Here is a 24,770-nt window from a genome sequence, read left to right as displayed (position 1 = left end):
TCCACAATCTCCAGTTTGAACGCTAAACTGTAATCTTTTTGGGTCTTCCTTTGGTAAACCTTAACTTCTTGTTCTTTCATCTGTTAACACTTTTTGTGTCAACTTATTTTAGGACGCTACAAAGAAATAAACAAAAAAGCCTCCAAATTGGAGGCTTTTTTGTTTTAGGTTTCCCTCTTGAAAAGGCCAGGTGTATTAGCCAGGTGTTCACGTTCACGCAACAGGCAGACCGCGAACATCGTTAATATTCTAATAATCAGCGTATTGAATAAATGCCTACTGCGAATACTGTGTCACCAAAGGTTTGAATAAAATTTATATAGTTGGGTTGTTAGCGTAAACGAGTATTCGCAGCGGTTCCCTCTTGATAGGGGGTTAGGGATTTGCCGATCGTAAACGATTTCCAACCTGTCATTTCGAACGAGGAACGAGGAGAAATCTTGTTCGATATGCAAAGTATGCTACATGCAAGGTTTCCACCTGTCATATCAACAAGATTTCTCTCTATCGTTCGAAATGACATTGGGCTTTTGATGTAATAAGTAATTTGTCATGCTGAACGTATGTGAAGCATCTATTCGCCGATGTGCCCCTTGGCAGTGATCACACCCGTCATGCAGAATTTATTTCAGCATCTCTCATGCTAAGTAGACCACTAAGATAATGCGCCCGGTCAATCGCCGTGGAGGCTACTTCTTTTGGCCTGCTCGCCCTAAGAGGTGGTTATAAAATCACCAAATTTTCAGTTTTCGCTAACGCTTCTAAAAGAAATTCAAAGACGTTTGTTTGCTCTTTTAATTGTGTAATTGTCTGATTCCGCTCGGCGTTTGAAAGAATTGGATATCGCATTCGAGAAGAAGAATTTCTATCTAATTTATAATAAACAGCTTTTTCATTTAAAACAATCATTCCTTTTGCTTCTAAGTCACCCACAGGCTCTGAACTAAAAATGATTTTATTATCGACTAAAAAATCTAAACAAATTTCTTTCAAATACCTTATTTGAGGTTCTGAAGTAAAATCAGCATTTAAACTGATATCAATCTCGTTCTTTTTGGATAAAATTTTAAAAAAATGTTCGAGAGAATTTACGTCATATAATCTCTTAAGTAAATGAGTTAAAACTAAAAAAGGATACTCTTTCGCTTTAAAAGGATATTGGTTAGAGCCCGCTGAAAACGAATAACTTGGAGTGTCATAACAAGTAAATTGTTCAAGATTTCTTAATGTAATTGCATTTATATTAAATAGACACAATAATATGTGTTCAAATGCTCTATAAAAAGAGCTATTAGAAAAAGCAGAGTAAGTGGTTAATAAATCCTCAGGAATCCCTTGAGGCTTATTAATAAGGATTTCTCTTATTCTACTTTTGACATACTTTCTGTTATCATAATTAAAAAGTTCCGTCGAAAAGAATTTGTCAATATATCCGCTAAAATCTACACCTTTACCGTACCTGTGTTCATACATCAGCCTTATATTATTATAGTCGCAAACAAAGACTACTTTATCGAAACTAAACTTATTTTCTTCGGTCACACTATCATAATGCGCACTAAATATGTTGAACAGTCGGAATACATGCTCAGGATCTAATCTATCAATATCATCTATTATCAAAACCGTTTTAACGCTCTTGTCATCGCTGTCATTCATCAAAGACCGCTTGACATTACTCAACATTGAGGTTATGACCTCTGATACCTCATCATATTCATGAGCTGTGCCTTTATAGCTTTTCAATTGGTTAATATATCTATTCAGGATATCCAATTCATTTTTTTCAACATCCTCTTTATAATTCGAATACTGTTTCACAATTCCGGATAATTGATTCACAATGTCTGTATAAACCTCCGACTCTGGCGCAGATGCTTTTAAAATTGATTTTAACAAAGGTTCTATCTTAAGCCCATGTAACAGAAACATTTGAGCAACTAACGCTGAAGAATATTCATTTTTCTGGAGGTCTACTTTTTCTGGGTACTTTGAAAGTAATTCATATATTAAATCATATTTAATTAATTCGAACACATCTTTATTATGTGAAATCGAGTAGTTGACTGGATAAAGTTTTAATGTTATATATTCATTATTAGACTGACTAAAAAAATTATTTAGAAAAGTTGATTTTCCAGTTCCAAATCGAGCTGAAAACAAAATTCTACTGTTTGCTTCGTTATCTAAATGGTATTTGAAATCCGATTTTACGCTTTCTTGATCAATATAGGTCAAAGAGTTCTTTTTCATTGCTTTGATTAGATGTGCTAATATAAGTTGTAGCATTACGAACTACTTATCAAGTTATTCACATTCTACTTAAACCCGATAGCAGCGGATACCGGCCTCGCGCTTAATGCCTGCGGGCGTATAAGCGGATAGCGGGGCTATCGGTTCAAAAGAACTACAGGTTTTGCTTTTCTGATTAACGAACCTGTCATTTCGAACGAGGTACGAGGAGAAATCTTTTACAGGCGATCAGCGAACTTTGCTTAAACGATGCATGGTGTAAAAGATTTCTCCTCACCCCATTACACAGCCCTGCCCCGGTTCGTTCGAAATGACATTGGGTTAATTGTAGTGATAAAGGGCTTTACTCCTCATCATCCCCCTCAGCAACTTCCAACAAACCTTCGGGTTGTTTAAAATTGCTTTTCACGAAGTGGCACCAGTCGCATTCTTTTTTGCCGCAGCCGGTGCTGAAATCGTGGGCCATTATTTTTTGGTAAACAGTGGTTATCTGTTCGGTTACATCCTCAATATCCTGCGGACTGATCACAATTTTCTCTTTGTAATATTCACCCTCTTTAACCGGCTCCACAAAATCAAAAATAGTGTTTACCACTTCCCAATCGTTGGTGCGGTCGTTATCAATTAAGATTTTGTAAAACACGGCCTGGCGCCAGTAATCGCCGCCGTTGGGCTGTTCGTTGGTTGGGTATTGCAGTTTATCCTTCGCGTTGCGCACACGGCCAGTTTTGTAGTCTACAACGGTTACATTTTTGCCGTCAAACTCTATCTTATCCAAGTTACCTTTAATGGGCACACCTGCTACCTCAATATTTTTAATGCTGCGCTCGGTTTGGGCTACTTTGTTCCAGGTGGGCACGTTTTGCTCGTAGTATGGCGGTAGTATCTTGTCGCCATAATCTACCCGTAACTTAAAGTCGGTTTTAGTGAACGAATCGCGGTTGCGGTACATATACCAGCGAAATTCCTTAACAAATTCTTCGGTAGATATAAACTCGTTATTGTTCTCTTTTAACCTGCGGTAGGCCTTATTTAAAGCCCAGTGCACCGCCTGCCCAAATGTAGCCGACGGGCTTTTACCCGATGGTACCCTTATCAGGCACTGGAAATAAAAGCGCAACGGACAATCCAGGTAGTTGTTAAGGTGCGTAACCGATAGCGTATAATTTTGCAGCAATTGGTTAATGTAATTCCTGTCCAGCAGTTCAACAACGGGCTTATCGGCCTCGCTAAACTGGGTAGCAAAAAAGCCCAGCATATCATCACTGCTCACATGCGGATAGGTAACCTGCAGATGGGTATCGGCCAGGATCTCGCCAATAAATTGAGATGGTTCCTGGTCTTTGCCGTTCTTATCCTTACCTGCATAAGAGATATTAAGGCATTGTTTTGAACGGGTAAGCGCCACGTAAAACAACCTGCGGGCTTCTTCTTTTTGGGCGATATCATCAGATGCCGCCCTTGTCAGGGTATCCGGGTAACTAAAGCCGCTGTTACGGCCTTTGCTGTCCCATGTTTTTTTATCGCAGCCTATGAAAAACACATGCTCAAATTCCAGTCCTTTGGAACCATGGGCAGTTAAAAAGTTGATGCCATTATCAGAAAAGATAACCTTATTCAGATCAAGCCTGATATTGTTTTTGCGCATCAGGTCGATAGTAGCGATCAGGTCGCCCAGTTTAATTTCGGGGTTCTTACGGCTTTCATCCTTCAAAAAGTCGAAAAAGCTGGTCAGGATCTGCATATGCACCCCTTTATCCGGCTGTTTCATAATATATTTGAGGATGCCCATCTTAGCTATCACATCCTGAAAGAACTGTTGCAGCGTAACGCTCACTGCCGATTTTAGCAGCTCATCAATATCATTGATCAGGAATTTCATTTCCTGCGTAGGCTGTTTGCTGAACAGATCTGTTTGTGCCACTACACGCATCTCGTGGATGTAACGGCGTAGCGAGGTCTTGGGCGCGTTATTACTTGCCGTGCCATAATTCTCCTTAGAAACAGCAATACTTGCCTTAGCGACCTCGATAGGCGGGATAGTGAACAGGTCGTAATGCAGTATCTCGAACAGCAACTCGTCACCGCTATATGGTGAATCAAGCTCCATGGCCAGGTAACGCAGTATGTTGATGATCTTTTCGCCGAAGGGAATGGTAAGCACATCAATTTTGCGTTTGGTATTCACCGCTATTTGCTGGGTTTCTAAATAATGCAGCAACTCTTCTACCTGGCTGTGGTTACGGTATATCACCGCAATTTCGCCCGGTGGGGTGCCTTTGGTTACCAGTTGTTTTATTTGCAGTGCAACATCAACCAGTTCCTGGCTTGGGTTTTCATATTCTTTTATTACAGGCTCAACAACCTCGCTATTAAAGCGCGGGTGCGACGATCTCAGGTTTTTATCGAGGTTAAGCTGTGCGGTTAAACGCTCGCGGTTATTGTTGATCAGCGCCTTTGAAATATCAAGGATATGCTGATTGGAGCGGTAATTATGCTTGAGTACGACCGTTTGCAGGGTTTCTACATAATCGCCGGCAAAATCAAGAATGTTCTTCATGTTTGCCCCCTGAAACTTAAATATCGACTGGTCGTCATCGCCCACCACAAATACGTTCGGTGTTTCCCAGTAGTTCAATAAAAACCTTAACAGCTGGTTTTGCGAACCGCTGGTATCCTGAAACTCATCAACCAGGATGTACTGGTAACGCTCCTGGTAACGGCGCAGGATCTCGTCATTTTCACGGAAGGCTTTTAGCACCCAAAGGATCATGTCGTCATAATCGTACCAGTTTTTGTCGCGCATTTTGGCCGCGTAATTCTTATACTCGCCAACGGCAGCCAGCATTTTGCTCATGGCTTCCTGCACCTTATCAATGTCTTTTTGCTTGGGGTCGCCTATGTTAATGCCTGCCTTTAGATTCGCCCGTTTATAAATAAACTCCTCGCGGTTCGGCAAGTCGTCTAAATATTCCTGTACCGCTTGTTTGATCAGCTCTTCTGTCCAGTTCTCGGTTTTCATGGTCGAGAACAGTTTTTTCAATCGCGGGGCATCATAGTATTTGTCGCCGGTAAAGCGCTTTAGTGGGTGGTCGTTCCCAAAATCATCTATCAATTCCTGAAACAGCATTGCCGATTCCAGATCAGACAGAGCCTCCAAATTCAGCTTGCCAAAATACTCCAGATTTTCCTGAATGATCTCGTTACAAAACGCATGGAAGGTGTATATGTTAATGCGATAAGCATCCGGACCAATAAACTCGAACAGTCGCTTGCGCATGGCAACAGCACCGGCATCGGTATAGGTAAGGCAAAGGATCTCGCTTGGCAGGGCATCGGTATCGGTTAATATTTTACCAATGCGCGCGGCCAGGATCTGCGTTTTACCCGTACCCGGGCCGGCAACAACCAGCACAGGGCCATCCATTTGGTTAACCGCAGCCAATTGCTCGGGGTTTAAACCCGCCAGCGCTTCCTGAAACTTGATGTTATATTTATTGAGTGGAGATTGCATAATTGTAAGTGTAAAATTACTAAAAATTGTAGTGTTAATCCTGCCAAAAAACACGACGTAAACATTTGCTTTTACAATTGCTACTCTTACTTTTATAAGCATTAACCTTATTACCTTTTTAAATGGAAACACCGTACATTGGCCGCGCAATAGTTACAGAGCATTTCGACAAAATGGAGATCATCATCCCCGGCAAAAAGAATTATTTTGTGCTTGTATTTTTTTCGGTGTGGCTATTTGGTTGGTTTTTTGGTGAAACAACGGCTGCTACGTCAATAAGCAATGACTCCGGACCCGATCTGTTTTTAATGGTTTGGCTGACCGCCTGGACATTCGGAGGACTATTTGCACTTAGCACAATTCTTTTTATGCTGCTGGGCAAAGAGGTAATAGAAGCAGGGCAAGGCGTTATTTCTATCCGCAACCAAGCTTTATTCTTTTTATCGCCTAAGGTTTACGACCTGAATGAAGTTAAACATATCCGAGCGGCCGAAGAGTTTTCGATATATCAAAGCTTTCAGTTTGGCCGCAGTCAAAACGGGGTACGCAGTACCTTCAACTCCGGAACAATTAAGTTTGATTACGGCCTTAAAACCGTAAAATTTGGCAATGACCTTGATGAAGCCGAAGCTCGATATATTATAGAACGACTGAAGAGTAAAAGGATACTGACCGATAAAAACTTTTAAAATAAAAATAGCGATGGATTTACACCCATCGCTATTGTATATAAAGCTTTATCTTCTTACTTCTGCCTAAACCAAACTTGTATTGGCGCGCCCGAAAATTCAAAATTCTGGCGCAGTTGGTTTTCAATAAAGCGGTAGTATGGTTCTTTTACATACTGCGGCAGATTACAGAAAAACGCGAACATGGGCGATGTACCCGCTATCTGCGTAATGTATTTTATTTTTACGTACTTGCCTTTTAATGATGGCGGCGGATATTTTTCGATGATCGGCAGCATTATCTCGTTCAGTTTGCTGGTAGGGATCTTGCGGGCCCTGTTAGCGTAAACCTGGTTGGCTACTTCAATAACCTTTAACACACGTTGCTTTTCGGTAACAGATGTAAACACAACCGGCACATCAGTAAACGGCGCTATCTTCTGGCGGATCTGCTCTTCAAATACCTTTACGGTTTTATTGTTCTTTTCTATCAGATCCCACTTGTTCACTACTATAACAATACCCTTCTTGTTCTTTTCGGCCAGGTGGAAAAGGTTCACATCCTGTGCCTCAAGCCCTTCAACGGCATCAATCATAATGATAACCACATCCGCTTCTTCCAAAGCTTTGATGGTACGCATAACCGAGTAAAATTCGATATTCTCTTTTACCTTGGTCTTCTTACGCATCCCGGCGGTATCTATCAGCATAAAATCATGACCATACTGGTTATAATGAATATGGATAGAATCGCGGGTGGTACCGGCAATAGGGGTTACGATATTACGCTCTTCGCCAATAAGCGCGTTAATGATAGATGATTTACCTACGTTAGGGCGGCCAATAATGGCATATTTAGGGCGTTCGTTCTCTTCAAACGGTATATCCTCAAAATGGGTAACCACCTCGTCAAGCAGCTCGCCTGTACCAGAACCCGTCATTGACGATATGGTATAGATCTCGCCTAAACCTAAACTATAAAACTCGGTAGCATCAGCCAGATTGGCGTTGTTGTCCAGTTTGTTTACTACCACAAATACAGGCTTTTTACCTTTACGCAACAGGTTAGCGATCTCGTCATCCAAATCGGTGATACCGGTGGTAACATCAACCATAAATAAAATTACGGTTGCCTCTTCAATCGCGATAATTACTTGCTCGCGGATGGCAACCTCAAAAAGTTCTTCGGAATTGGCTACATAACCGCCGGTATCAATAACGGTGAATTTTTTATCAATCCACTCAGATGTACCGTAATGCCTGTCGCGGGTTACGCCGCTAAAATCGTCAACAATAGCTTTACGGCTTTCGGTTAAACGGTTGTATAAAGTGGATTTCCCAACGTTGGGCCTGCCTACTATAGCTACTATATTACTCATTTCAATTTTAGATTGCAGATTTTAGATTTACGATTTAACGCGCCAAAATCCATATGCTAATTTACAAATCCGATCAGCATAAATCTAAAATCGTAATTCGTAAATCGTAATTATTTTTTATTCGTACCCGAATTTTTTCAGGTAATTTTTTTTGCTGCGCCAGTCGGGGATAACCTTTACAAACATCTCCAGGAATATTTTCTTCTGGAAAAAATCTTCCATATCCCTGCGGGCATAAGTGCCTACTATTTTCAGCATTTCCCCTTTGGTGCCTATGATGATATTTTTTTGCGAATCGCGTTCAACAATAATCTCAGCGCTAATGCGGTGCAATTTTTCGCCCTCAACAAAAGCGGTTACAATAACCTCTGTGCTGTATGGGATCTCTTTTTTGTATTGTTTAAAGATTTGCGCACGTATCATTTCTGATGCGAAGAAACGGTCGTTCCTGTCTGTCAGGGCATCCTTCTCGTAATAAGCGGGGTGCTCCGGCAGGCCTTCCAATACAAAATCCATCACGGCTTTTATATTATGATCTAACAATGCAGATATAGCGTAAATGGCTTTGGGATTTAATTTTTCCTGCCAGTATTCTACTTTCTCCTTTACCTCTTCTTCGGTAGATAGGTCTATTTTGTTTATTAAAACAACCAGCGGGGCGGTAGAGCCTTCCAGTTTTTTAATAACATCCTGTTCGTTAAATTCCTCGTGAATATCGGTAACCAGCAAGATCAGGTCGGCATCTACAATAGAGCCATCTACCTGGTGCATCATACTTTCGTGTAATGCGTAGTGTGGTTTAATGATGCCGGGAGTATCCGAAAACACAATCTGATAGTCGTCGGTATTAACAATCCCCAGTATACGGTGGCGGGTGGTTTGCGCCTTTGGGGTGATGATTGACATTTTTTCGCCCACCAGTGCGTTCATAAGGGTTGACTTACCCGCGTTGGGCTTACCAATTATACTTACAAAACCTGCCTTATGCGCCATAAAAAAATAATTAAAATATTATTTGGACTGCAAAGAAACGAATTATATCTTTGCAGTCCAATTAAAAGGAACAGCAAATTGCTTTTTTACAATTGGAACAAACATTTCGGAGTTATGCCCGTTATGTAATATACCAAAAAGATAGTGCGGGATGGAGCAGTTGGTAGCTCGTCGGGCTCATAACCCGAAGGTCGTAGGTTCGAGTCCTGCTCCCGCTACCTCAAGTAAAAAGCCTCAAGTCGAAAGATTTGAGGCTTTTTTGCGTTTTAAAAAGTTTAAACTCTCAATTTTAGCATTAACACCTAAGTTTACACTGCTTCAAGCCATCGCAACAACGCTAAAATTCATTTTCATAAGCTTCCGGATGCACAGCAGGATCATATTTCGGACTGTTCTTTACTTCATTAACAGTAATATTGGCATACACTGCAGACTCTTCCCATTTGACCTGGCTGATCCATTTGGTCGCGATCAGTACCTTTTTTCCGGGAAACCAGTGGCCGGTATCCACCACCAGGAAATGGATGCGCCAGTTTTTATCATCAATAATAAAATCTTCTACGTCGCCAATTTCACCATTGGTAGCATGGATGCGATAACCTGTAACCTCGTCAATGCTGCGCAGGTGCGGGTCGACTGGCTTATCGTGATGTGTTGATGCCAAAATGCTTTCCTCAAAAGGGACGCGGGATTCCATCATACCAGACAGCCCCATGCCGCCATAAAACCCAGCCCCGCCAATGCCCATATAGGGCCAGCCATAATGGGTATAAAGGTCTATTTCCTGCTGACGGGAAACAGTTCTTTCCGTATCAATGTCCGGACTATGTTTGATTTGGGCTTTGGTAAGCTTAACCGGGAATGTTTCGTTCGCCCAGTCGGGTTCTTTTAAAGCCGAAGGGGAAATGAGTACTTTGCGGCCAAACAACCAGCTCCCGGTTTTTACGATCAGGTAACGTATCGTCCAGGTTTCGTCATCAAAATAAAACTCCTCTACTTTACCAAATTCACCGTCAGTGGCGCCCATACTGAAGCCCACCAAACTTTTTACATTCCGTCTCATGATTCCCTCCGGTTTATAAGCAGTAAACTATTATACCGCAAAAATCATGCAGAAATATTTGAAAATCAAGCATAAGCGGCGCAGACCACTATCTGTTAAATGGCTTCAAATTCTTTAGATAGTTTTATTCATTATACTACCCAGGCTATCGCCAATTGGTGTGCTCTGTATAGTCAACGGGTTGATAACAGATATACTGTACAAAGCGTGGCTGTGTTGACGTATTAGGGCTGCTTCCATGTTGCAGCGCCTGTTGCCATATTATAAAATCGCCTGCTTCTCCTGTAATAGGCTTGCTACCAAGCGTATGCAGGTTCTGTTGCCGGGGGTCGGCACCAGGCGGCAGCGATTTAAGCCAGCTTTCTAACCGATGCTGAAAGCCGGGTACTAACGTAAAAGCGCCCTGGTTAGCTGCTGTATCGCTGAGGTATAAAATACCTTGTAAGCCAAAGGGGATAGGAAGTTCGAGGCTGCAATCCCAATGAAGATCCGGGCCCGGAAATTTCCAGCTTGTGGTTTCCGGCGGGTTAAAACCAACCCGGTCGTTATTCATCCATATATTCTTTTTCTGCCACAATTGTTCAAAAGCCCCGCGTATCTTGTCCGAACCTCGGTTTTTGGTTAATATTGGATGCTGAAATAGCTGTACCATAATACCCTGCCGGGCGATATTTGGCTGATACCAGGTATCGGGACGATCGGACTTAATTCCCAAAAAGTCACAAATAACGTTAATAGCCTCTTCACAGTCTTCCTTCGGTACAGCGTTCTTTATCACCACATAACCATTTATTTCGAAGAAAAGTAAATCTTCGGCAGAGAGAACGGGGCTGACAGATTCGGTTTCGGCCTCTTCACCATCAAACATCCTGTTGAAACGCTCCACAGAGCCGCTGTCGGGTATACCGGCGGTTTTAACGATCCAATCTTCAAGGGCTTCGAACGAGAGGGTGTTTTGGTATATATAGATAATAGCTTGTTCGAGCCCTAAGTTTAGGGTGCCTAACAGTATTTTATTTAATTGCCATTCTTCCTGCAATCCGGTATTTATATTGTTATCGCGGTTAAGCAGGGTTGCGTACCAAAAGCGTTTTAATTGCTTAATTTTTAGCTTCCCTGTTTCATGCGGCGAAGGTAAAGTCATCTCGGAACTCATTATTTAATAGATATAGATAAGGTTTGGGTTAGCAGTTGAAGATAACAGACGGGTTGGTTTTTCAGGTGAAAATATATTAATTTCCTAAGAAATCCGACATGAAAAACGCCTCAAATATGCAGGCTCTTTGCCGCCTTGAATAAAGAATCTCAAATTTGAAGCTCTTTTTGTTAATATTGTTAATTAAACCCTTAAACTTAATCACATGAGAAAACCTCTAATCTTCAGCACCTTATTTTGCCTGCTTTTAATTACAACCAGCTACGCTCAAACTAAAAAAGTTGCCGTAGTTACTTTTTATGCAGTGAAAAAGATCGGTGTTTCTACCTTTGGCGATGCAGCTACCGCTGCCGTTACGCAGCTCGTAGACGACCCTAACTTTAACATGTCGCCATTATTGCAAAATTTTCACGACCAGTTTTTTAATACCTATTCTAAAGATTTTCCTTTCCAACTTTTACCCGAAGCTGAAATAACCGGAAATGCAGAGTACAAAGCATATAACCCAGCTGGTGAGGCAACCGGCGGAGTTTTTAAGGATAATTACAATTTGCCTTTTGAGGGATATAAAATAGTTTTACCATTGATAGGACGCCAAAATGAGAATGCATTGCTTAAAATCTTTAACCAGGCAGATGGTGTAATGAAAGTTTATATCGATTTTGACCTGGTAAAAGTTGGATTTGGCGGAATGGGATTAGTTAAAGTTAACGCACATACTAATATCGCATTGTTTAATAAAGCCGGTGATAAAGTTTTTTCGATAAGATCAGATGCTAAATCTAAAGGCGGCAGCCCGCTTATTGCTGGAATACCTGTTTTAAAAGCCGATAAAATACTGCCAATGTGCGAAAGTGCACTAAACGAACTGATGATAACCCTTCAAAAAGACATGCCTAAAATGATTAAAAAGGCAGATTCGAAACTCTAATTTTGAAGCTATTAACGAGCTTCAAATTTTTCGATTTGAGGCTCGTTTTGTTTATACTTTTTAGGCCGTTATTTCAAATTCTCTCCAAAAAAATCAATCGTCCGTTTCCAGGCAAGCTCCGCGGCGACTTTATCATAACGGGGCGTGGTGTTGTTATGAAAGCCATGGTTTACATTCTCGTAAATAAACGCCTGGTATTTTTTGCCATTGGCTTTTAAAGCGGCTTCGTAAGCCGGCCAGCCCTCGGTGATCCTGGTATCCAGCGATGCATAGTGCAGCATTAGGGGGGCTTTAATTTTAGGCACATCTGCAGCGGCGGGCTGGCTACCATAAAAAGGTATGGCTGCTGCCAAATCGGGCACACGAACGGCCATCATATTGGCTATGCCTCCGCCAAAACAAAAACCCACAACACCCACCTTGCCGTTACAGTCGGGGTGCTTTTTAAGATATTCGTATGCGGCTATAAAATCTTCCTCCATTTCGCCTTTGTCCCTTTTGCTTTGCATGGCACGCCCTTCGTCGTCATTGCCCGGATAACCACCCAGGGGCGTAAGAGCATCAGGCGCAAGCGAAATAAATCCGGCCAGGGCTGCCCTTCTGCCCACATCTTCAATATAAGGGTTCAATCCACGATTTTCGTGTACCACTATGATGCCACCAAGTTTCTTTTTAGCATCTGCAGGTTTTGATAACAACCCTTTTATAGTTCCGCCGCCTTTTGGTGATGGATAAGTGATATATTCTGATTTCAGGCGGGGATCATCCGGCATTACCTGCACATTCCCTTTATAATCGGGCATCAGGAAACTCATCAATGCGGGTACGGTTAACCCGCCAACTGCATAAAGAGATAGTTTTTCTAAAAACCCACGACGGTCAACCCGGTTGTGTGCGTAATCATCATACAAGTCAAACACTTCCTGCTTAATGTCTTCTTTATTAATCTGGCTCATAATTATAGGCTTTATTCAAATATAATAATTTACGGCAACGGCCTGCTAACCAAAGAGTAACAGTATCGCTACGTATAAAGTTTTGGTAGTATATAAGGTTTATAAAGTATAATTAGAAGTGTGCTGTTTTTGTGTATTAAAATGTGAACCGCTCTTGAAATTTACTTAAAAGCAAGTTCTTAACTTGTAGTCAAGCTGCTTATCCCATATATCCTCCGGATGGATCTATAAACAGTGAAACCTAAACCTATATCAAAATGAAAAAAGTGCTATTATTGTTAAGCATGGTGTTGATATCCGAATACGGATTTTCGCAAACCTATTCTCAAACTTTTATTCTTTGTGACAAGAGTTATACCGTTTCGACGGCAATACAATTGGATAAATCAATAAATGTTTCATTAATAAAGTCAATAAAGCTTAATCCAAGCGATACCGCTCGTACCTATACGGTTAAAAATCCAGCTCTGGATGATTTTGCAAAAACGTTTTCAGAATCCTTTTCAACTTATTTCGGAGATTCAGCATGTCGTACTCCTGTCAAAACAGAAGAATTACAGGGAATTGGTAGAAATATCTTTTTCAATATGCTTAGAGCCAATACTGACAATACCGCGCCGGAAGCAGGGGTACTTAAATTGTATTCTACAGCACGATATGAAGAGGATACAACAGTAAATACTTCACACCCTATTCACAAGGATACCACACCAGGTAAAAAGAATGATACAGTGGCTCCAGGCAAAATCATTAAAATGATTTTTGAAGTAAAGGATGGTTATTTAGAAAACATCAAAGTTTACATTAATATAAAAGACATCGAATATATTTTTACCAATTTATATGGCATTGGAATAAGCAATGTGAAAAACATTAAAGCTTTTCCTCAAACCTGCCTGTACTCCCTACCTAACGCCACAGGTAAGGCATATAAGGTATCGGCTGCAAACGTTTTTAACTATGACTACGCAATTGACTTAAATAGGAGAGATTATAGCCCGCAGGATATCAGATCTCAATTAAATGGCGGCGAGACCCTGACACTATATAAAGACGAAACAAGCAAGCTATTTGAAGCTCAAATTTACACTGACTTTTTAGGCTTAAATGAAAACAAACCTAATGGTTTGATACAAGTTGAGGCAAGTAAAAAGATAAATATCAGTACTGTTCAAAAGCTGGTGCCACGGCCCTTTTTTTTGCTGGCACATAGCATTGGAAGTTTTCAATACATCAGCCCTAATATAACCTTATCTAAGATAGAGCAGCACAGAAGATCGCTGGTTTTAAGCGACCTGGATTCTTTAAGATTAAACCCGGGGGGTAACGATACCACAAAGCTTAATAGCAATCTGCACCGGTATACAACATTATTAAACCTTTATCAATACCAAACCTTCTCGGCAGGGGTAGATTTAAATCTTATAACCTTTGCCAATCATGATCTAAAATATACCTTTTATTTGAATTTAGGTGCAAAATTAGGGCTGACATCTGTAACCGATTCATTGACAAAGATCAACGATAATGTAATCACAAAAACCGGTTTAATTTCAAATTATACGGTAACTACCTTGCAATGGTACCCATCTGTAAGTATGTTATTTTCACCAGAGGGGCGTTTTAATTTTGTCTTGTCTGATAAAGTAATGCACATAAGGGCATATAACAGCAAGTTTGAACAGTTATCTTTTGATAAACTGAACAATAAAAAATTCACAATCCCAACACACTCGTGGCTAAATATTTTTGAGATGCTTATGACTGTCAGGGTAAATGCAGATAGTAAATTGTTTGGAAGATTGAGGTACAACTACGAGTTAAAAAACATGAACGAAAACTTTGCGCAGGTACAAGTAGGATATTCTACTTATATATTAGGCAGGCGATAGCCATTGCGGCTTTATGCAGGCTTAAACATAACTGTCGCCATCCGAACACTTGCTGTTCGGTAACGTACGGTATTAGCGGCCAAAAACAACACAACAAATTAATAATCAAAACATTATAAGTTTGGCTTAAAAAATGTGGATGCATACCTAAATTGACAGAGGTTGCCATTTTTATGGAAGAACACATATGGTATTTGGTTGAAAAATTTTTAGCTGGCGACATCACCGACGCCCAGGTAAAAGAATTGCAATCGCTGCTGGCCTTGTATCCCGATACGTTCCTTCTGGTTAAAGATTTCCTGATCACCTACCATGACCCCGACCCGCAGGTTACCCCAAAAGAGATCTATGCTTTTTTTAAACAGGTAGATCATCTTATTTATCAGAATAAACTTGCGGAGCAACGCGAACAGGAACATATCGCGAAGAGACAAATACCTCAAATTTTTATAACCGCTATTAGCCGCGAACTGGCTATGGCCGTGCAGTTTTTTAAAATAGCCCTGCGCAACCTGCAACGGAACAGGAGCATTTCTACCATCAATATTACCGGTTTGGCCGTTGGCATTGCCAGTGCTGTGCTTATTTTGCTTTGGGTTCAAAACGAGTTGAGCTACGAACAGTTTCACGTAAATAAAGATCGCCTTTACCTTGTATTTAATAAAAGTAAGGTTGACGGAGAGTTGCGGGCCTGGAGCGCTACGCCCATGCCCTTAGCCCCCGCTATTAAAGCAGATTTTAGCCAGGTGCAAGACGCCGTTCGTATAAACTGGGTAGGGTCGTTTGTATTGAAGAATGGCGACCGGAAACTGGAGTCGCAAGGCTTCACAACTGATCCGGGATTTTTAAAAATGTTCAGCTATCCGTTAGTTGAGGGCAATATTAACACGGCATTAAAAGAAACACATTCTATTGTGCTTACCCAAAAGCTGGCTAAAAAACTGTTTGGAAATATAAGCCCGGTAGGCAAAACCATTGCCGTTGATAGTGTGAAAAACTTTACCGTAACCGGTGTGCTTAAAGATCTGCCCAATAATACCGAGTTCAATTTTGAGTACCTGGTGCCTTTTGAATATATGAAAGAGGTGCACTGGTTTAATGAAAACTGGAAATCTTTTAATTCGCAAACCTATGTGCTGCTCAAACCGGGCGTCACCGAAGCTACCGCCAATAAGTTATTCAAAAATATATACAAGACTTATCCGGGTGATAGGCGCAACGATGTTTTTGTATATCCAATGAGTAAGTTGTGGCTGTATTCTAATTACGAAAACGGCGAATTTGTGGGTGGCCGCATTAATGTTGTACGTCTGTTTACGGTAATTGCCCTCCTCATCATACTTATTGCCTGTATCAATTATATGAACCTGGGCACCGCACGCAGTACCAGGCGTGCAAAAGAAGTAGGCATACGTAAAGTTGCAGGTGCCGAAAGATCATGGCTCATTAAGCAGTTTTTAGGCGAATCAGTCCTGATTACATTTGCAGCTACTGTTATAGGTTTGATAATGGTGCAGATGGCCTTGCCCTGGTTTAATGGGCTGGTAAGGAAAGATCTGTTTTTGCCTTATGCTGATCCGTACCTATGGCTTGGTGGTATTGGCTTTATACTTTTCACCGGCATCATAGCGGGCAGTTATCCGGCCTTTTATTTATCCGGCTTTAAGCCTATAAGCGTACTTAAGGGCACTATGCATGCTGTTAGTGGGTTGGTTACGCCACGTAAGGTGCTGGTTGTTGTACAATTTACTTTCGCTATAGCTTTCATTATTAGCACCACAGTTATTTACAGGCAGATCCAATACGCGCAAAACCGCGATACCGGTTATAAGGTTGACAATCTGGTTTATATTTACCAGAAGGGTGATATCGCCAAAAATTATAACGCCATACATAACGAACTGATGAGCAGCGGAGCCATCAGCAGCATCACCCGTACCAGCTCGCCGGTTTTAGATAATTGGAGCAATAACGATACTTATGAATGGAAAGGCAAAACACCTGGTGTCCGCCTATTTTTTGGAGAAAATTCTGCCGATAAAAATTTCACCCAAACATTTGGCCTGCCCTTATTGGCCGGGCGCGATATTGATGTGGCCGCTAACCCAACCGATACATCTGCAATATTAGTAACCGAACAGGCGGCTAAAGTTATGGGCTTTAAAAATCCCGTTGGCCAAACTATTAAAGGCTGGAACGGCAATTTTCTTATTGTGGGCATGGTTAAAAACTATGTTGCCGCATCGCCTTATATCCAGTCAATGCCCATTATTATAAAGGGCGCTGCCAGGCAGTTTGGCACCATAACATTGAAGTTAAATACCCAAAATACCATAGCCGATAACATTAATAAGATAAGCACCATATTTAAGCGCTACAATCCCGATTATCCGTTCGATTTTAAGTTTTTGGATGAATCGTACAAGATCAAATTCCAGGAGGAAAAGAACACCGGCCAGTTGGTAGCCGTATTTGCCGGCCTGAGTATATTTATATCGTGCCTGGGCTTGTTTGCGCTGGCCGCCTGCATGGCCGAAGGCCGTATTAAAGAGATAGGTATCCGTAAGGTACTTGGCGCTTCGGTAGCGAGGATCACCGCCCTCCTCACAAAAGACTTCCTGATACTGGTACTCATATCCTTTGTTATTGCATCGCCGTTGGCCTGGTGGCTGATGAGCAAATGGCTGCAGGATTATCCTTATCATACCAATTTAAGCTGGTGGATATTTGGGCTTACCGGGCTGGGATCTGTGGTGATCGCTTTTTCAACGGTGAGTGTACAGGCTATAAAGGCCGCTATTGCTAACCCCGTTAAAAGCTTGAAAACAGAGTGAACAAGCCTCTTAGTTTTAGAGAATAGTAGAAGTTATAAAATAGAAAAAAGTTAAACGCTAACCGGACCGGCCTTTTCGGTGATCTTTTTCCAGATAGAATATCCACCGTAAGCAAACATAAGGGCAATAAATATATATACCCAAACAGAGAGGTTGCGCCCGGCAATTACCAGGTAAAGATAGGGCATGCTAAAACTAATGCATGCAACCAGTAAAGGCGTAAGAACAGGCTTTTTAGCCCTTAATGTTTTCAGCACCCAGCCAAGTGAGGTAAAAAAACATAATTTACTTACTAAATATAGGCTACCCAATATAAGCGGATCAACCTCGTGTTTTTCGCCCAGGCCAATAACCCAGTCTTTAAATAGTGTAAGGTAATCCGTCATTATTTGCAAGATATGAATAACAAGTTTATGTAGGGTGTAATTGTGCGAAATATTACGTTAATCTTGCTTTCGTTTATTACTTAAGTACTTACGCACCGGGATATCATAAAACGTCATAACCAACCAGGCTATGCCAATCAATAGTATTAGCCCTGTTATAATGATGATGGCTAACTGCGCAGTTGGGGGTTTGTGGGTGCCATAATAATTGCCAAATGCCCATATTACCGCATAATGCGTCATATACAGCGGATAGGAGATATTCCCGGAAAACACACAGAGTTTTTTAAAGCCGGGAGTAAGCATAGCCCCCGCACCCAGTGAAATAAGCAGCGGAAAATAAAATAATACCACCAGCGATTCTGATAGCCAGTTCCATTTAGTAGAAAATGGCATTATAAAAGCTAATACAAGCAATACGGAAAGGCCTATAAATCCCAGCCTGTTTTTAATGATCCAGTTAGAGCGGTAAATAAGCAGCCCTGCTAAAAACGAATACGAGATACGGGCGCCGCCATGCCAAAAGGTATTGCCGTCCCATCCGCCCATTACGTTACCTGCCCTATAGGCAACAACGCAAATAGCGGCTGCCGAAAGCAAGGTCAATAAAAGCAACCAGCGGCGGCCAACTCTGTAAAGAACAAAAGCATAAAATATATTGGCCACATATTCCCAGAATAAAGACCACGACGGGGCATTTAAACCAAACAGATTAAAGGCACGTTCCGGCATTACCGGCAGGGGTATTAGAAACGCAGAGCACAAAAATATCAGGAAAGTTTTGCCGGTGCTGTATAATTCGGGATGGCCGCCAAATGGGTCAAAAAGAAAGGTGAGTAAACCCAATATCGCCCCCAATATTACCAAAGGGTGCAGCCTTATCAACCTGGATTTAAAAAATTCCAAAACCCCCATCTTACCGATACGGTCATCATAGGCGTATCCAATAACAAAGCCGGATAGGCAGAAAAAAAAATCTACAGCCAGAAAGCCATGCGCGATAAAATTTTTGCTGTAATCTGAAATAGCCATTTCCATAAAATGGAAGGCAACTACCGCTATGGCTGCAACCCCTCTTAATCCATCAAGAATATCGAAATGCTGTTTAGTTTTTAGAATATCCGGACTTATTTTATTCATACTTATGGTTCTTCTATACATCAACTTATCTATGCATAGAAGAACCAATAATAACAATTTCAGCTTAATAACAGCGCCCGGATTTTATTGCCCGCTTAAATAATCATCCAAATTATCTAAACCGGCGGTAAAGCCTTCCTGGAAGCCCATTTGCATGAGCGTATCCATATCAGCTTCTTTATCAAAAGTTATTTCGATGTTTACCTTGCTCACATTATCCGTTCCGCTAAATTCTTTATCCCAGTTCATTATAGGGAAATCGGTGTTTGGATTACCCTCTTTATCACTAAACGCAACCGAATTGACGATGCGTTTTTTGGGTTCGATAGTTTTATAATTCTCTATGCACCAGGAACCCTCGTCTTCTGGTCCTTTCATAAGGTATAGCCAAAAACCGCCTTCCCTAAAATCCATTTTTTTTGTTTCGGTTTTGTAAGGTTTTGGCGCCCACCATTGGTCAAGGACCTCACTTTTTGTCCATGCTTCCCATACACGCTCTAAGGGTGCATCAAACTCTCTTACAACGGTAAGTTTTTTGTTTTGCAGGTCTTTTGAAAAGACAGTTTCTCTTTTAGTCATGATGTTTTATTTTGTGGTTTTTAATAAGTTGTCTAATTGATCAAAACGGGTTTCCCACATCGCGCGGAATTGTTCCATCCATATATCCACCTCTTTCATTTTTTGCACATTAAAATGATAACGTATCTCCCGGCCGTTTTGTTCCTGTTTCACCAACTCACATTCGGTAAGTATTTTAATGTGTTTGGATATAGCTTGCCTGCTGCTGTCAAAATGTTCGGCAATAGCATTGGGCGTCATGGCGTGTAGGGCCAATAAAGTTAAAATTGCCCTGCGGGTAGGGTCGGCAATAGCCTGAAATACATCTCTTCTCATTTTATATTCGCAACCGTTTGATTGCAAATATAACTGCAACCGATTGATTGCGCAAATTTATTTTCATTTATTTGGACAACAGGGAGTTGCCGATACATCTAATCAGATCATCATGGTTGGGGAGTATGCTAACCCCGTCACAATAAAATAGCTCCTTAGATTTCTCCAAGAGGCTTTTAATTTTTTTTGATTAAGCTCGAAGCAGGGCAACTTAGAAAGCTTCATTCAGCCCCAGGAAGAAGCCACGTGCGCCATATTTGCCCCAGGCATAATCCAAACATAAGTTGGTGCGTGTAGCTTTATTGAACAGCACACGTAAACCAGCGCCACCACCGGGCTGCCATTGCTCAAATAGCTTGGTGCCTAAGCCATCATCGCTGGCGGTTTGCATGTTTACGAAGGCAACACCGCTTAAAAACTTGTTTTTGGTTATAGGGAAGCGGTATTCAACCTCTGAATAATCATACTGCGGCGATTTAAAATAACCAACGGTGTATCCGCGCCCGCTGCGAAAGGCCCCGTCTTTGGCTGTTCCGGGTAGTTCCAGGTAAGGCAGGGCGCCGCTAACCAGGTACGATCCCCAGTTCCAAAAGGCTATAACGTGTTCGGGGTTTGATGATGACAGGCTAAAGTACTTCCTAAAATCGGTAGTGAATACAACCGCGTTCTTTGAACTTCCCAGCCATGATTGATTAATTCTGATACCTGCATCGGCATAAATGCCCTTGTACGCACGGTTTTGATTATCGCGTGTGGTATATTGTACATTAAAGAGCAAACCGTTCGACATATACTTATCCCGGTCGAAACCGTATTTATCGCTGTAAATATTATAAGGGGTTAGTTCATCATCTGTTACCTTGTTCTCAATTTTTCTGCGGATATCAAAAGATACACCGGCACCCACAAACAGGTTTTTCTCTACCTCTTTATATACCTTTTCCCTAAAATTATAATATTGGGAATTGAAAACATAGCCTTTACGCTCGGGGTTGGTTAAAATATGATCAGCAACGCTTGCGTCAGATCCCTGGCCAATACCTAAACCATAATCGGGCGTAACAGATTTGGCTGCCACAAGAGTTCCCTGAAAATTCCATTTATTGCCCGGTGTGAATACATTATGGTTGATATAGAAATAAAGTATCCCTTTGGTGGTAACAGAAGCAGAGGTTGAAGCTACAGACATAAAGGTATTTGGCTGATTGCCCAACACCCGGCCTGCTACGGCCTTAATACCTATCTGCGACCCAATACTTGGGTTTGATGCTACGTTTGGTATGATGGTGATACCCGAAGATTTCTTAATAACAGAATCAGGTTTTTTCTTTGGATGAAAAATCGCATTAAACAGGTCGCCAACGTCATACTGTTTTGATAAGGCAACCGCTTGCTTGTGGGCCCTTGTAGTATCGGTTTTTACCGTATCAGTACCGGTTGGTACCTGGCTATAGGCATAGCCACTTATCCCCATAAATAAGGGTAATAATAATATTTTTAACAATTGGGATATTGTACTATTTGATTTCTTCTGCACGTTGGGGGTATTAACTGTTTTATTCAAGGTATATTATCCGGTAAGTGTATTAATTAAGTGTTAAACCATAAAATCGTGAAAGTGTTACACATTTAATCAATATGCCTCTCACACGTGTATGCTATTAGTTTAAAGCCCACTAATTAAGCCCTTTTGGTTTTAGAAACTCAACAACACTTTTAAATTTTTGTGTGTCGTTATTTTTCCGCGAAAAGGTTTTTTTTACTTTTCCTTTTGCATCACAGAAAAAAACACTTCAGTCCGTATAGAAAAACCGAGGCTTTTATAAACATTAACGGCCCGTTCGTTATCATATCTAACATGTAAAAACGGCACCTCGGCTGCCGCCTTAATACGGTTGATCTGATATATTAACAGCTCCCGGGCATAACCTTTACCCAAGTGATCGGGATGTGTGCAAACCGCGCTGATCTCTGCATAAGGAGAAGTATGCAAACGCTGCCCGGCCATAGCCACCAGCTTGTCGCCTTCAAACACACCCAGGTAGTGCCCAAATTCTATAGTGCGCGAAGCAAACGGCCCCGGATTGGTTAATTGGGTAAGCGCCAGCATTTGCGGGATATGCTCCTTTACAAGCGGCTGTACTTTTATCTGCGTATTAACTTTTTCTGTTGTTGCTGTTTCGCATACCATTTGAAACCCTTTTATGGTATTTATCACCTTCCATGGGTTTGGTATTTCTATTTCTGTGGTTGCAACAAACAGTACCGGCCTGTTATAGGGCATTAGTTCATACAAGCGCTGAAAATTTTCCGGCGTATTTTCTTTGAACCCGGCAAAGGGCGAAACCTCGCTATCAAAGTATTTTACAAAATCGTTACCTAAGGCTAAATGCTTATTCCCAGATATGAGGGCGCTCCATGCAGGGTTATCCAGTACGTGTTCCATTAAGGCAAACCTATAAAAAAAGCAAATTAAAACATTGGCTAAAGGTTAGCACCTGGTTCTTGTTACAGTAATTGATAGATAAGCACTACTTATCGGCCAGTTCTATCCACACCGGGCCATGGTCGCTTGTTTTTTCCCACCCGCGTACATGGCGGTCAACACCCGCGTTTAGCAGGCGGCTATCCAAATGCGGACTAAGCAAAAAATGATCGATACGTAAACCGGCGTCGCGGCCGTATGCATTACGGAAGTAATCCCAAAAAGTATAAATAACCTTATCCGGGTTAAGCTTGCGGATGGCATCCGTCCAGCCTTGTTCTATAAGATTTTTAAAGGCCGCCCGGGTCTCTGGGCGAAACAAGGCATCTTCAACCCAGCGTTCGGGTTTATAAACATCCAGTTCGGTTGGCATAACGTTGTAATCGCCGGTTAATACCACAGGCTTGCCGGATGCATATAGTTCTGCAGCGTGGGCTGTTAAGCGATCAAACCAGCGCAGCTTGTAATCAAATTTTGGCCCTGGGGCGGGGTTACCGTTTGGCAGGTAAAGGCAGCCAATAGTTATACCGTTTACTTCTGCCTCAATATAGCGGCTATGCGTATCGTCAGGGTCACCGGGCAGGCCACGCCTTACTTCGCGGATATCTGTATTACGGGCTAAAATAGCTACGCCATTCCAGCTTTTTTGCCCATGCCATATCGCTTTATAGCCCAGCTCTTTTAAGGCTTCCTCCGGGAATTTTTCATCGGGAGCTTTTAATTCCTGCAGGCAGGCAACATCAGGTGTTGTTTCCTGCAACCAACGCAGTAATACCGGCAGGCGGCCATTTACACCGTTAACATTATAGGTGGCTATTTTCATAGGTCAGGCTAAAAAGTGTGTTTATTAAAATCAAATATAATGCTTACTAAGGATGAATAGTTTCAAATCATTTCCCTTAACTGATATCTGTTATTCCAACGATTTTATCTCCCGAAAATTTAAAGATCGATCTGCCCCTTAAATTCAGCTCGTCGCCTTTTTTCATTCCGTTTGGCAAATCGATAGCTAAGATGGCATGGTATGCTATTTCAATTTCGGTTTGTTCATTTGTATGTGTAAAGCCTTTAATAGTTTGCTGCCTGCTGCTAAACAAGTTTTTCCATTGCCCGGCCTGTGCTTTAAATTCATCAAGCCCGTTAAGCGCCATATTTACCTTACCGTCCGCTACATTCTCGAATACAATTGACTGATCCATATCAGCCATCATCCCATTCACATCGAAATTGTTATAAGCATTCACATAGTTTTTAACTATGGTTTCTTTATCTTCCATAGCATTTATCTATTTAATGTTTTGGCAATTGCTTCATCTGTTATTTTGGCCATTATTTTATAACCGGCAACATTGGGGTGTACACCATCAAGTGTTAATTCGGTCTTTTGGCCATTGCGACTATCGACGAGTGGTGTAAAATAATCCAGCAGGGTTAGTTTGTTTTTGGCGACATAAGCTTTTATTAAAGTGTTCAGGGCGATGATCTTGTCAGCGGCCTGCATCCCTTTACGCCATGGGTACTCATAAACGGGTAAGTAAGCGCACAGGATAACTTTTATATGGTTAACCCGGGCCAGTTCAACCATTGATTTGATGTTATCCATAATACGCTCGTTGGTTACATGGCCGGTGCTGCCTGCAATATCGTTACTGCCTGCCAGTATAATTACAGCTTTAGGTTTAAGGTTTATTACATCCTGCCTAAAACGGATAAGCAGCTGCGGGGATATTTGTCCGCTTATACCACGGTCAATATATAGCTTGTTATCAAAATATTCGGGCACCAACTTTTTCCAATTCTCAAAAATAGAACTGCCTAAAAACACAACCCGTTTATCATTGGGTGCAGCGGGTGCTAATACTTTATTCGCCGCCCCGTAATGGCGCAGATCGGCCCAGTCATCTCTAAAATCTTCTTTTACGGTTATTACTTTAGTTGATGAATCTGCTTTTTGCTGCTGAGCAAATATGGGGCTTGATAAAAGGAGGATGGGTAACAGATAGGTTAATTTCATTATGGTTAGCGATAGGTGACAAATTCAAATTTACATTCTTGGATTGAATACATAAAGGGATTTTATAGAAAACCCGGGCAGTGATAAAATTAACGGGCACATTATAAGCGCTTTATATTAAATAACAAAAATTGTTGCTTAACCGGTTAAACCCGATGCCGCATTTGCCGTCATACAGCCGATTTCAGAATCAATTTATAAACCTTAAAACA

General features: G+C 41.4%; 20 protein-coding genes and 1 tRNA gene. 5 read left to right on the top strand and 16 right to left on the bottom strand.

Annotated features, from left to right (window positions below; all coding sequences use genetic code 11):
* Positions 1 to 723: 723 nt before the first annotated feature.
* Positions 724 to 2,253 carry a P-loop NTPase fold protein gene (locus NPE20_RS20960; RefSeq protein WP_256540659.1) on the bottom strand — a complete coding sequence of 510 codons (1,530 nt, stop codon included), beginning with the start codon at positions 2,251 to 2,253 and terminating at the stop codon, positions 724 to 726.
* Between the two features lie 343 nt (positions 2,254 to 2,596).
* Positions 2,597 to 5,767: an ATP-dependent DNA helicase gene (locus NPE20_RS20955; protein WP_256540658.1), complete on the bottom strand. Its 3,171-nt coding sequence runs from the start codon at positions 5,765 to 5,767 to the stop codon at positions 2,597 to 2,599.
* Between the two features lie 122 nt (positions 5,768 to 5,889).
* Here NPE20_RS20955 and NPE20_RS20950 point away from each other — a divergent pair, with 122 nt between their 5' ends.
* Entirely contained in the window at positions 5,890 to 6,456 is a 567-nt protein-coding gene (locus NPE20_RS20950) for a hypothetical protein (RefSeq protein ID WP_256540657.1), read from the top strand.
* Between the two features lie 56 nt (positions 6,457 to 6,512).
* Here NPE20_RS20950 and der read toward each other — a convergent pair whose 3' ends face one another.
* Positions 6,513 to 7,814, bottom strand: a complete 1,302-nt coding sequence (gene der, locus NPE20_RS20945) for a ribosome biogenesis GTPase Der (protein ID WP_256540656.1) — start codon at positions 7,812 to 7,814, stop codon at positions 6,513 to 6,515.
* 117 nt (positions 7,815 to 7,931) lie between these two features.
* Entirely contained in the window at positions 7,932 to 8,807 is an 876-nt protein-coding gene (era, locus tag NPE20_RS20940) for a GTPase Era (RefSeq protein WP_256540655.1), read from the bottom strand.
* Between the two features lie 145 nt (positions 8,808 to 8,952).
* Between era and NPE20_RS20935 the strand changes: the two genes are divergently transcribed.
* Positions 8,953 to 9,025 (top strand) — tRNA-Met (locus NPE20_RS20935).
* Between the two features lie 119 nt (positions 9,026 to 9,144).
* Here the strand turns inward: NPE20_RS20935 and NPE20_RS20930 are convergent.
* Complete coding sequence (locus NPE20_RS20930; protein ID WP_256540654.1) at positions 9,145 to 9,870, bottom strand: PRC-barrel domain-containing protein; 726 nt, start codon at positions 9,868 to 9,870, stop codon at positions 9,145 to 9,147.
* 145 nt (positions 9,871 to 10,015) lie between these two features.
* Positions 10,016 to 11,026, bottom strand: coding sequence for a phytanoyl-CoA dioxygenase family protein (locus NPE20_RS20925; RefSeq protein ID WP_256540653.1), 1,011 nt, complete (start codon positions 11,024 to 11,026; stop codon positions 10,016 to 10,018).
* A 205-nt stretch (positions 11,027 to 11,231) separates the two neighbouring features.
* Here NPE20_RS20925 and NPE20_RS20920 point away from each other — a divergent pair, with 205 nt between their 5' ends.
* Positions 11,232 to 11,957: a hypothetical protein gene (locus tag NPE20_RS20920; protein ID WP_256540652.1), complete on the top strand. Its 726-nt coding sequence runs from the start codon at positions 11,232 to 11,234 to the stop codon at positions 11,955 to 11,957.
* A gap of 68 nt (positions 11,958 to 12,025) precedes the next feature.
* Here the strand turns inward: NPE20_RS20920 and NPE20_RS20915 are convergent, their stop codons facing one another.
* Positions 12,026 to 12,913 (bottom strand): dienelactone hydrolase family protein, encoded by an 888-nt coding sequence (locus tag NPE20_RS20915; protein WP_256540651.1) that lies wholly within the window; start codon positions 12,911 to 12,913, stop codon positions 12,026 to 12,028.
* Between the two features lie 257 nt (positions 12,914 to 13,170).
* On the opposite strand from NPE20_RS20915, the gene NPE20_RS20910 reads away from it, so the two are divergent.
* Positions 13,171 to 14,805, top strand: a complete 1,635-nt coding sequence (locus NPE20_RS20910) for a hypothetical protein (RefSeq protein WP_256540650.1) — start codon at positions 13,171 to 13,173, stop codon at positions 14,803 to 14,805.
* A gap of 173 nt (positions 14,806 to 14,978) precedes the next feature.
* The gene (locus tag NPE20_RS20905) at positions 14,979 to 17,639 is read left to right on the top strand and encodes an ABC transporter permease (RefSeq protein ID WP_256540649.1); all 2,661 of its coding nucleotides are present in this window, start codon (positions 14,979 to 14,981) and stop codon (positions 17,637 to 17,639) included.
* 50 nt (positions 17,640 to 17,689) lie between these two features.
* Here the strand turns inward: NPE20_RS20905 and NPE20_RS20900 are convergent, their stop codons facing one another.
* The 9 genes from NPE20_RS20900 to NPE20_RS20860 form a co-directional block, all read right to left on the bottom strand.
* A complete protein-coding gene (locus NPE20_RS20900; RefSeq protein WP_256540648.1) occupies positions 17,690 to 18,025 on the bottom strand; it encodes a hypothetical protein in 336 nt (111 codons plus the stop codon).
* A gap of 57 nt (positions 18,026 to 18,082) precedes the next feature.
* On the bottom strand, positions 18,083 to 19,165 hold the full coding sequence (locus NPE20_RS20895) for an acyltransferase family protein (protein ID WP_256540647.1): 1,083 nt from the start codon (positions 19,163 to 19,165) through the stop codon (positions 18,083 to 18,085).
* Positions 19,166 to 19,249: 84 nt separating this feature from the next.
* Positions 19,250 to 19,744: an SRPBCC family protein gene (locus NPE20_RS20890; protein ID WP_256540646.1), complete on the bottom strand. Its 495-nt coding sequence runs from the start codon at positions 19,742 to 19,744 to the stop codon at positions 19,250 to 19,252.
* A gap of 6 nt (positions 19,745 to 19,750) precedes the next feature.
* A complete protein-coding gene (locus NPE20_RS20885; protein ID WP_256540645.1) occupies positions 19,751 to 20,059 on the bottom strand; it encodes an ArsR/SmtB family transcription factor in 309 nt (102 codons plus the stop codon).
* Positions 20,060 to 20,270: 211 nt separating this feature from the next.
* The gene (locus NPE20_RS20880; RefSeq protein ID WP_256540644.1) at positions 20,271 to 21,596 is read right to left on the bottom strand and encodes a BamA/TamA family outer membrane protein; all 1,326 of its coding nucleotides are present in this window, start codon (positions 21,594 to 21,596) and stop codon (positions 20,271 to 20,273) included.
* A 222-nt stretch (positions 21,597 to 21,818) separates the two neighbouring features.
* Entirely contained in the window at positions 21,819 to 22,505 is a 687-nt protein-coding gene (locus NPE20_RS20875) for a GNAT family N-acetyltransferase (RefSeq protein ID WP_256540643.1), read from the bottom strand.
* Positions 22,506 to 22,590: 85 nt separating this feature from the next.
* On the bottom strand, positions 22,591 to 23,367 hold the full coding sequence (xth, locus tag NPE20_RS20870) for an exodeoxyribonuclease III (protein WP_256540642.1): 777 nt from the start codon (positions 23,365 to 23,367) through the stop codon (positions 22,591 to 22,593).
* A gap of 76 nt (positions 23,368 to 23,443) precedes the next feature.
* Positions 23,444 to 23,821, bottom strand: coding sequence for a nuclear transport factor 2 family protein (locus tag NPE20_RS20865; protein WP_256540641.1), 378 nt, complete (start codon positions 23,819 to 23,821; stop codon positions 23,444 to 23,446).
* A 5-nt stretch (positions 23,822 to 23,826) separates the two neighbouring features.
* Complete coding sequence (locus NPE20_RS20860) at positions 23,827 to 24,558, bottom strand: GDSL-type esterase/lipase family protein (RefSeq protein WP_256540640.1); 732 nt, start codon at positions 24,556 to 24,558, stop codon at positions 23,827 to 23,829.
* Positions 24,559 to 24,770: the final 212 nt, after the last annotated feature.

The sequence above is a fragment of the Mucilaginibacter aquariorum genome (assembly GCF_024498135.1).
Taxonomy (GTDB): Bacteria; Bacteroidota; Bacteroidia; order Sphingobacteriales; family Sphingobacteriaceae; genus Mucilaginibacter; species Mucilaginibacter aquariorum.
The sequence above is the reverse complement of the archived record's forward strand: the minus strand, read 5'-3'. Positions and strand labels throughout refer to the sequence as shown.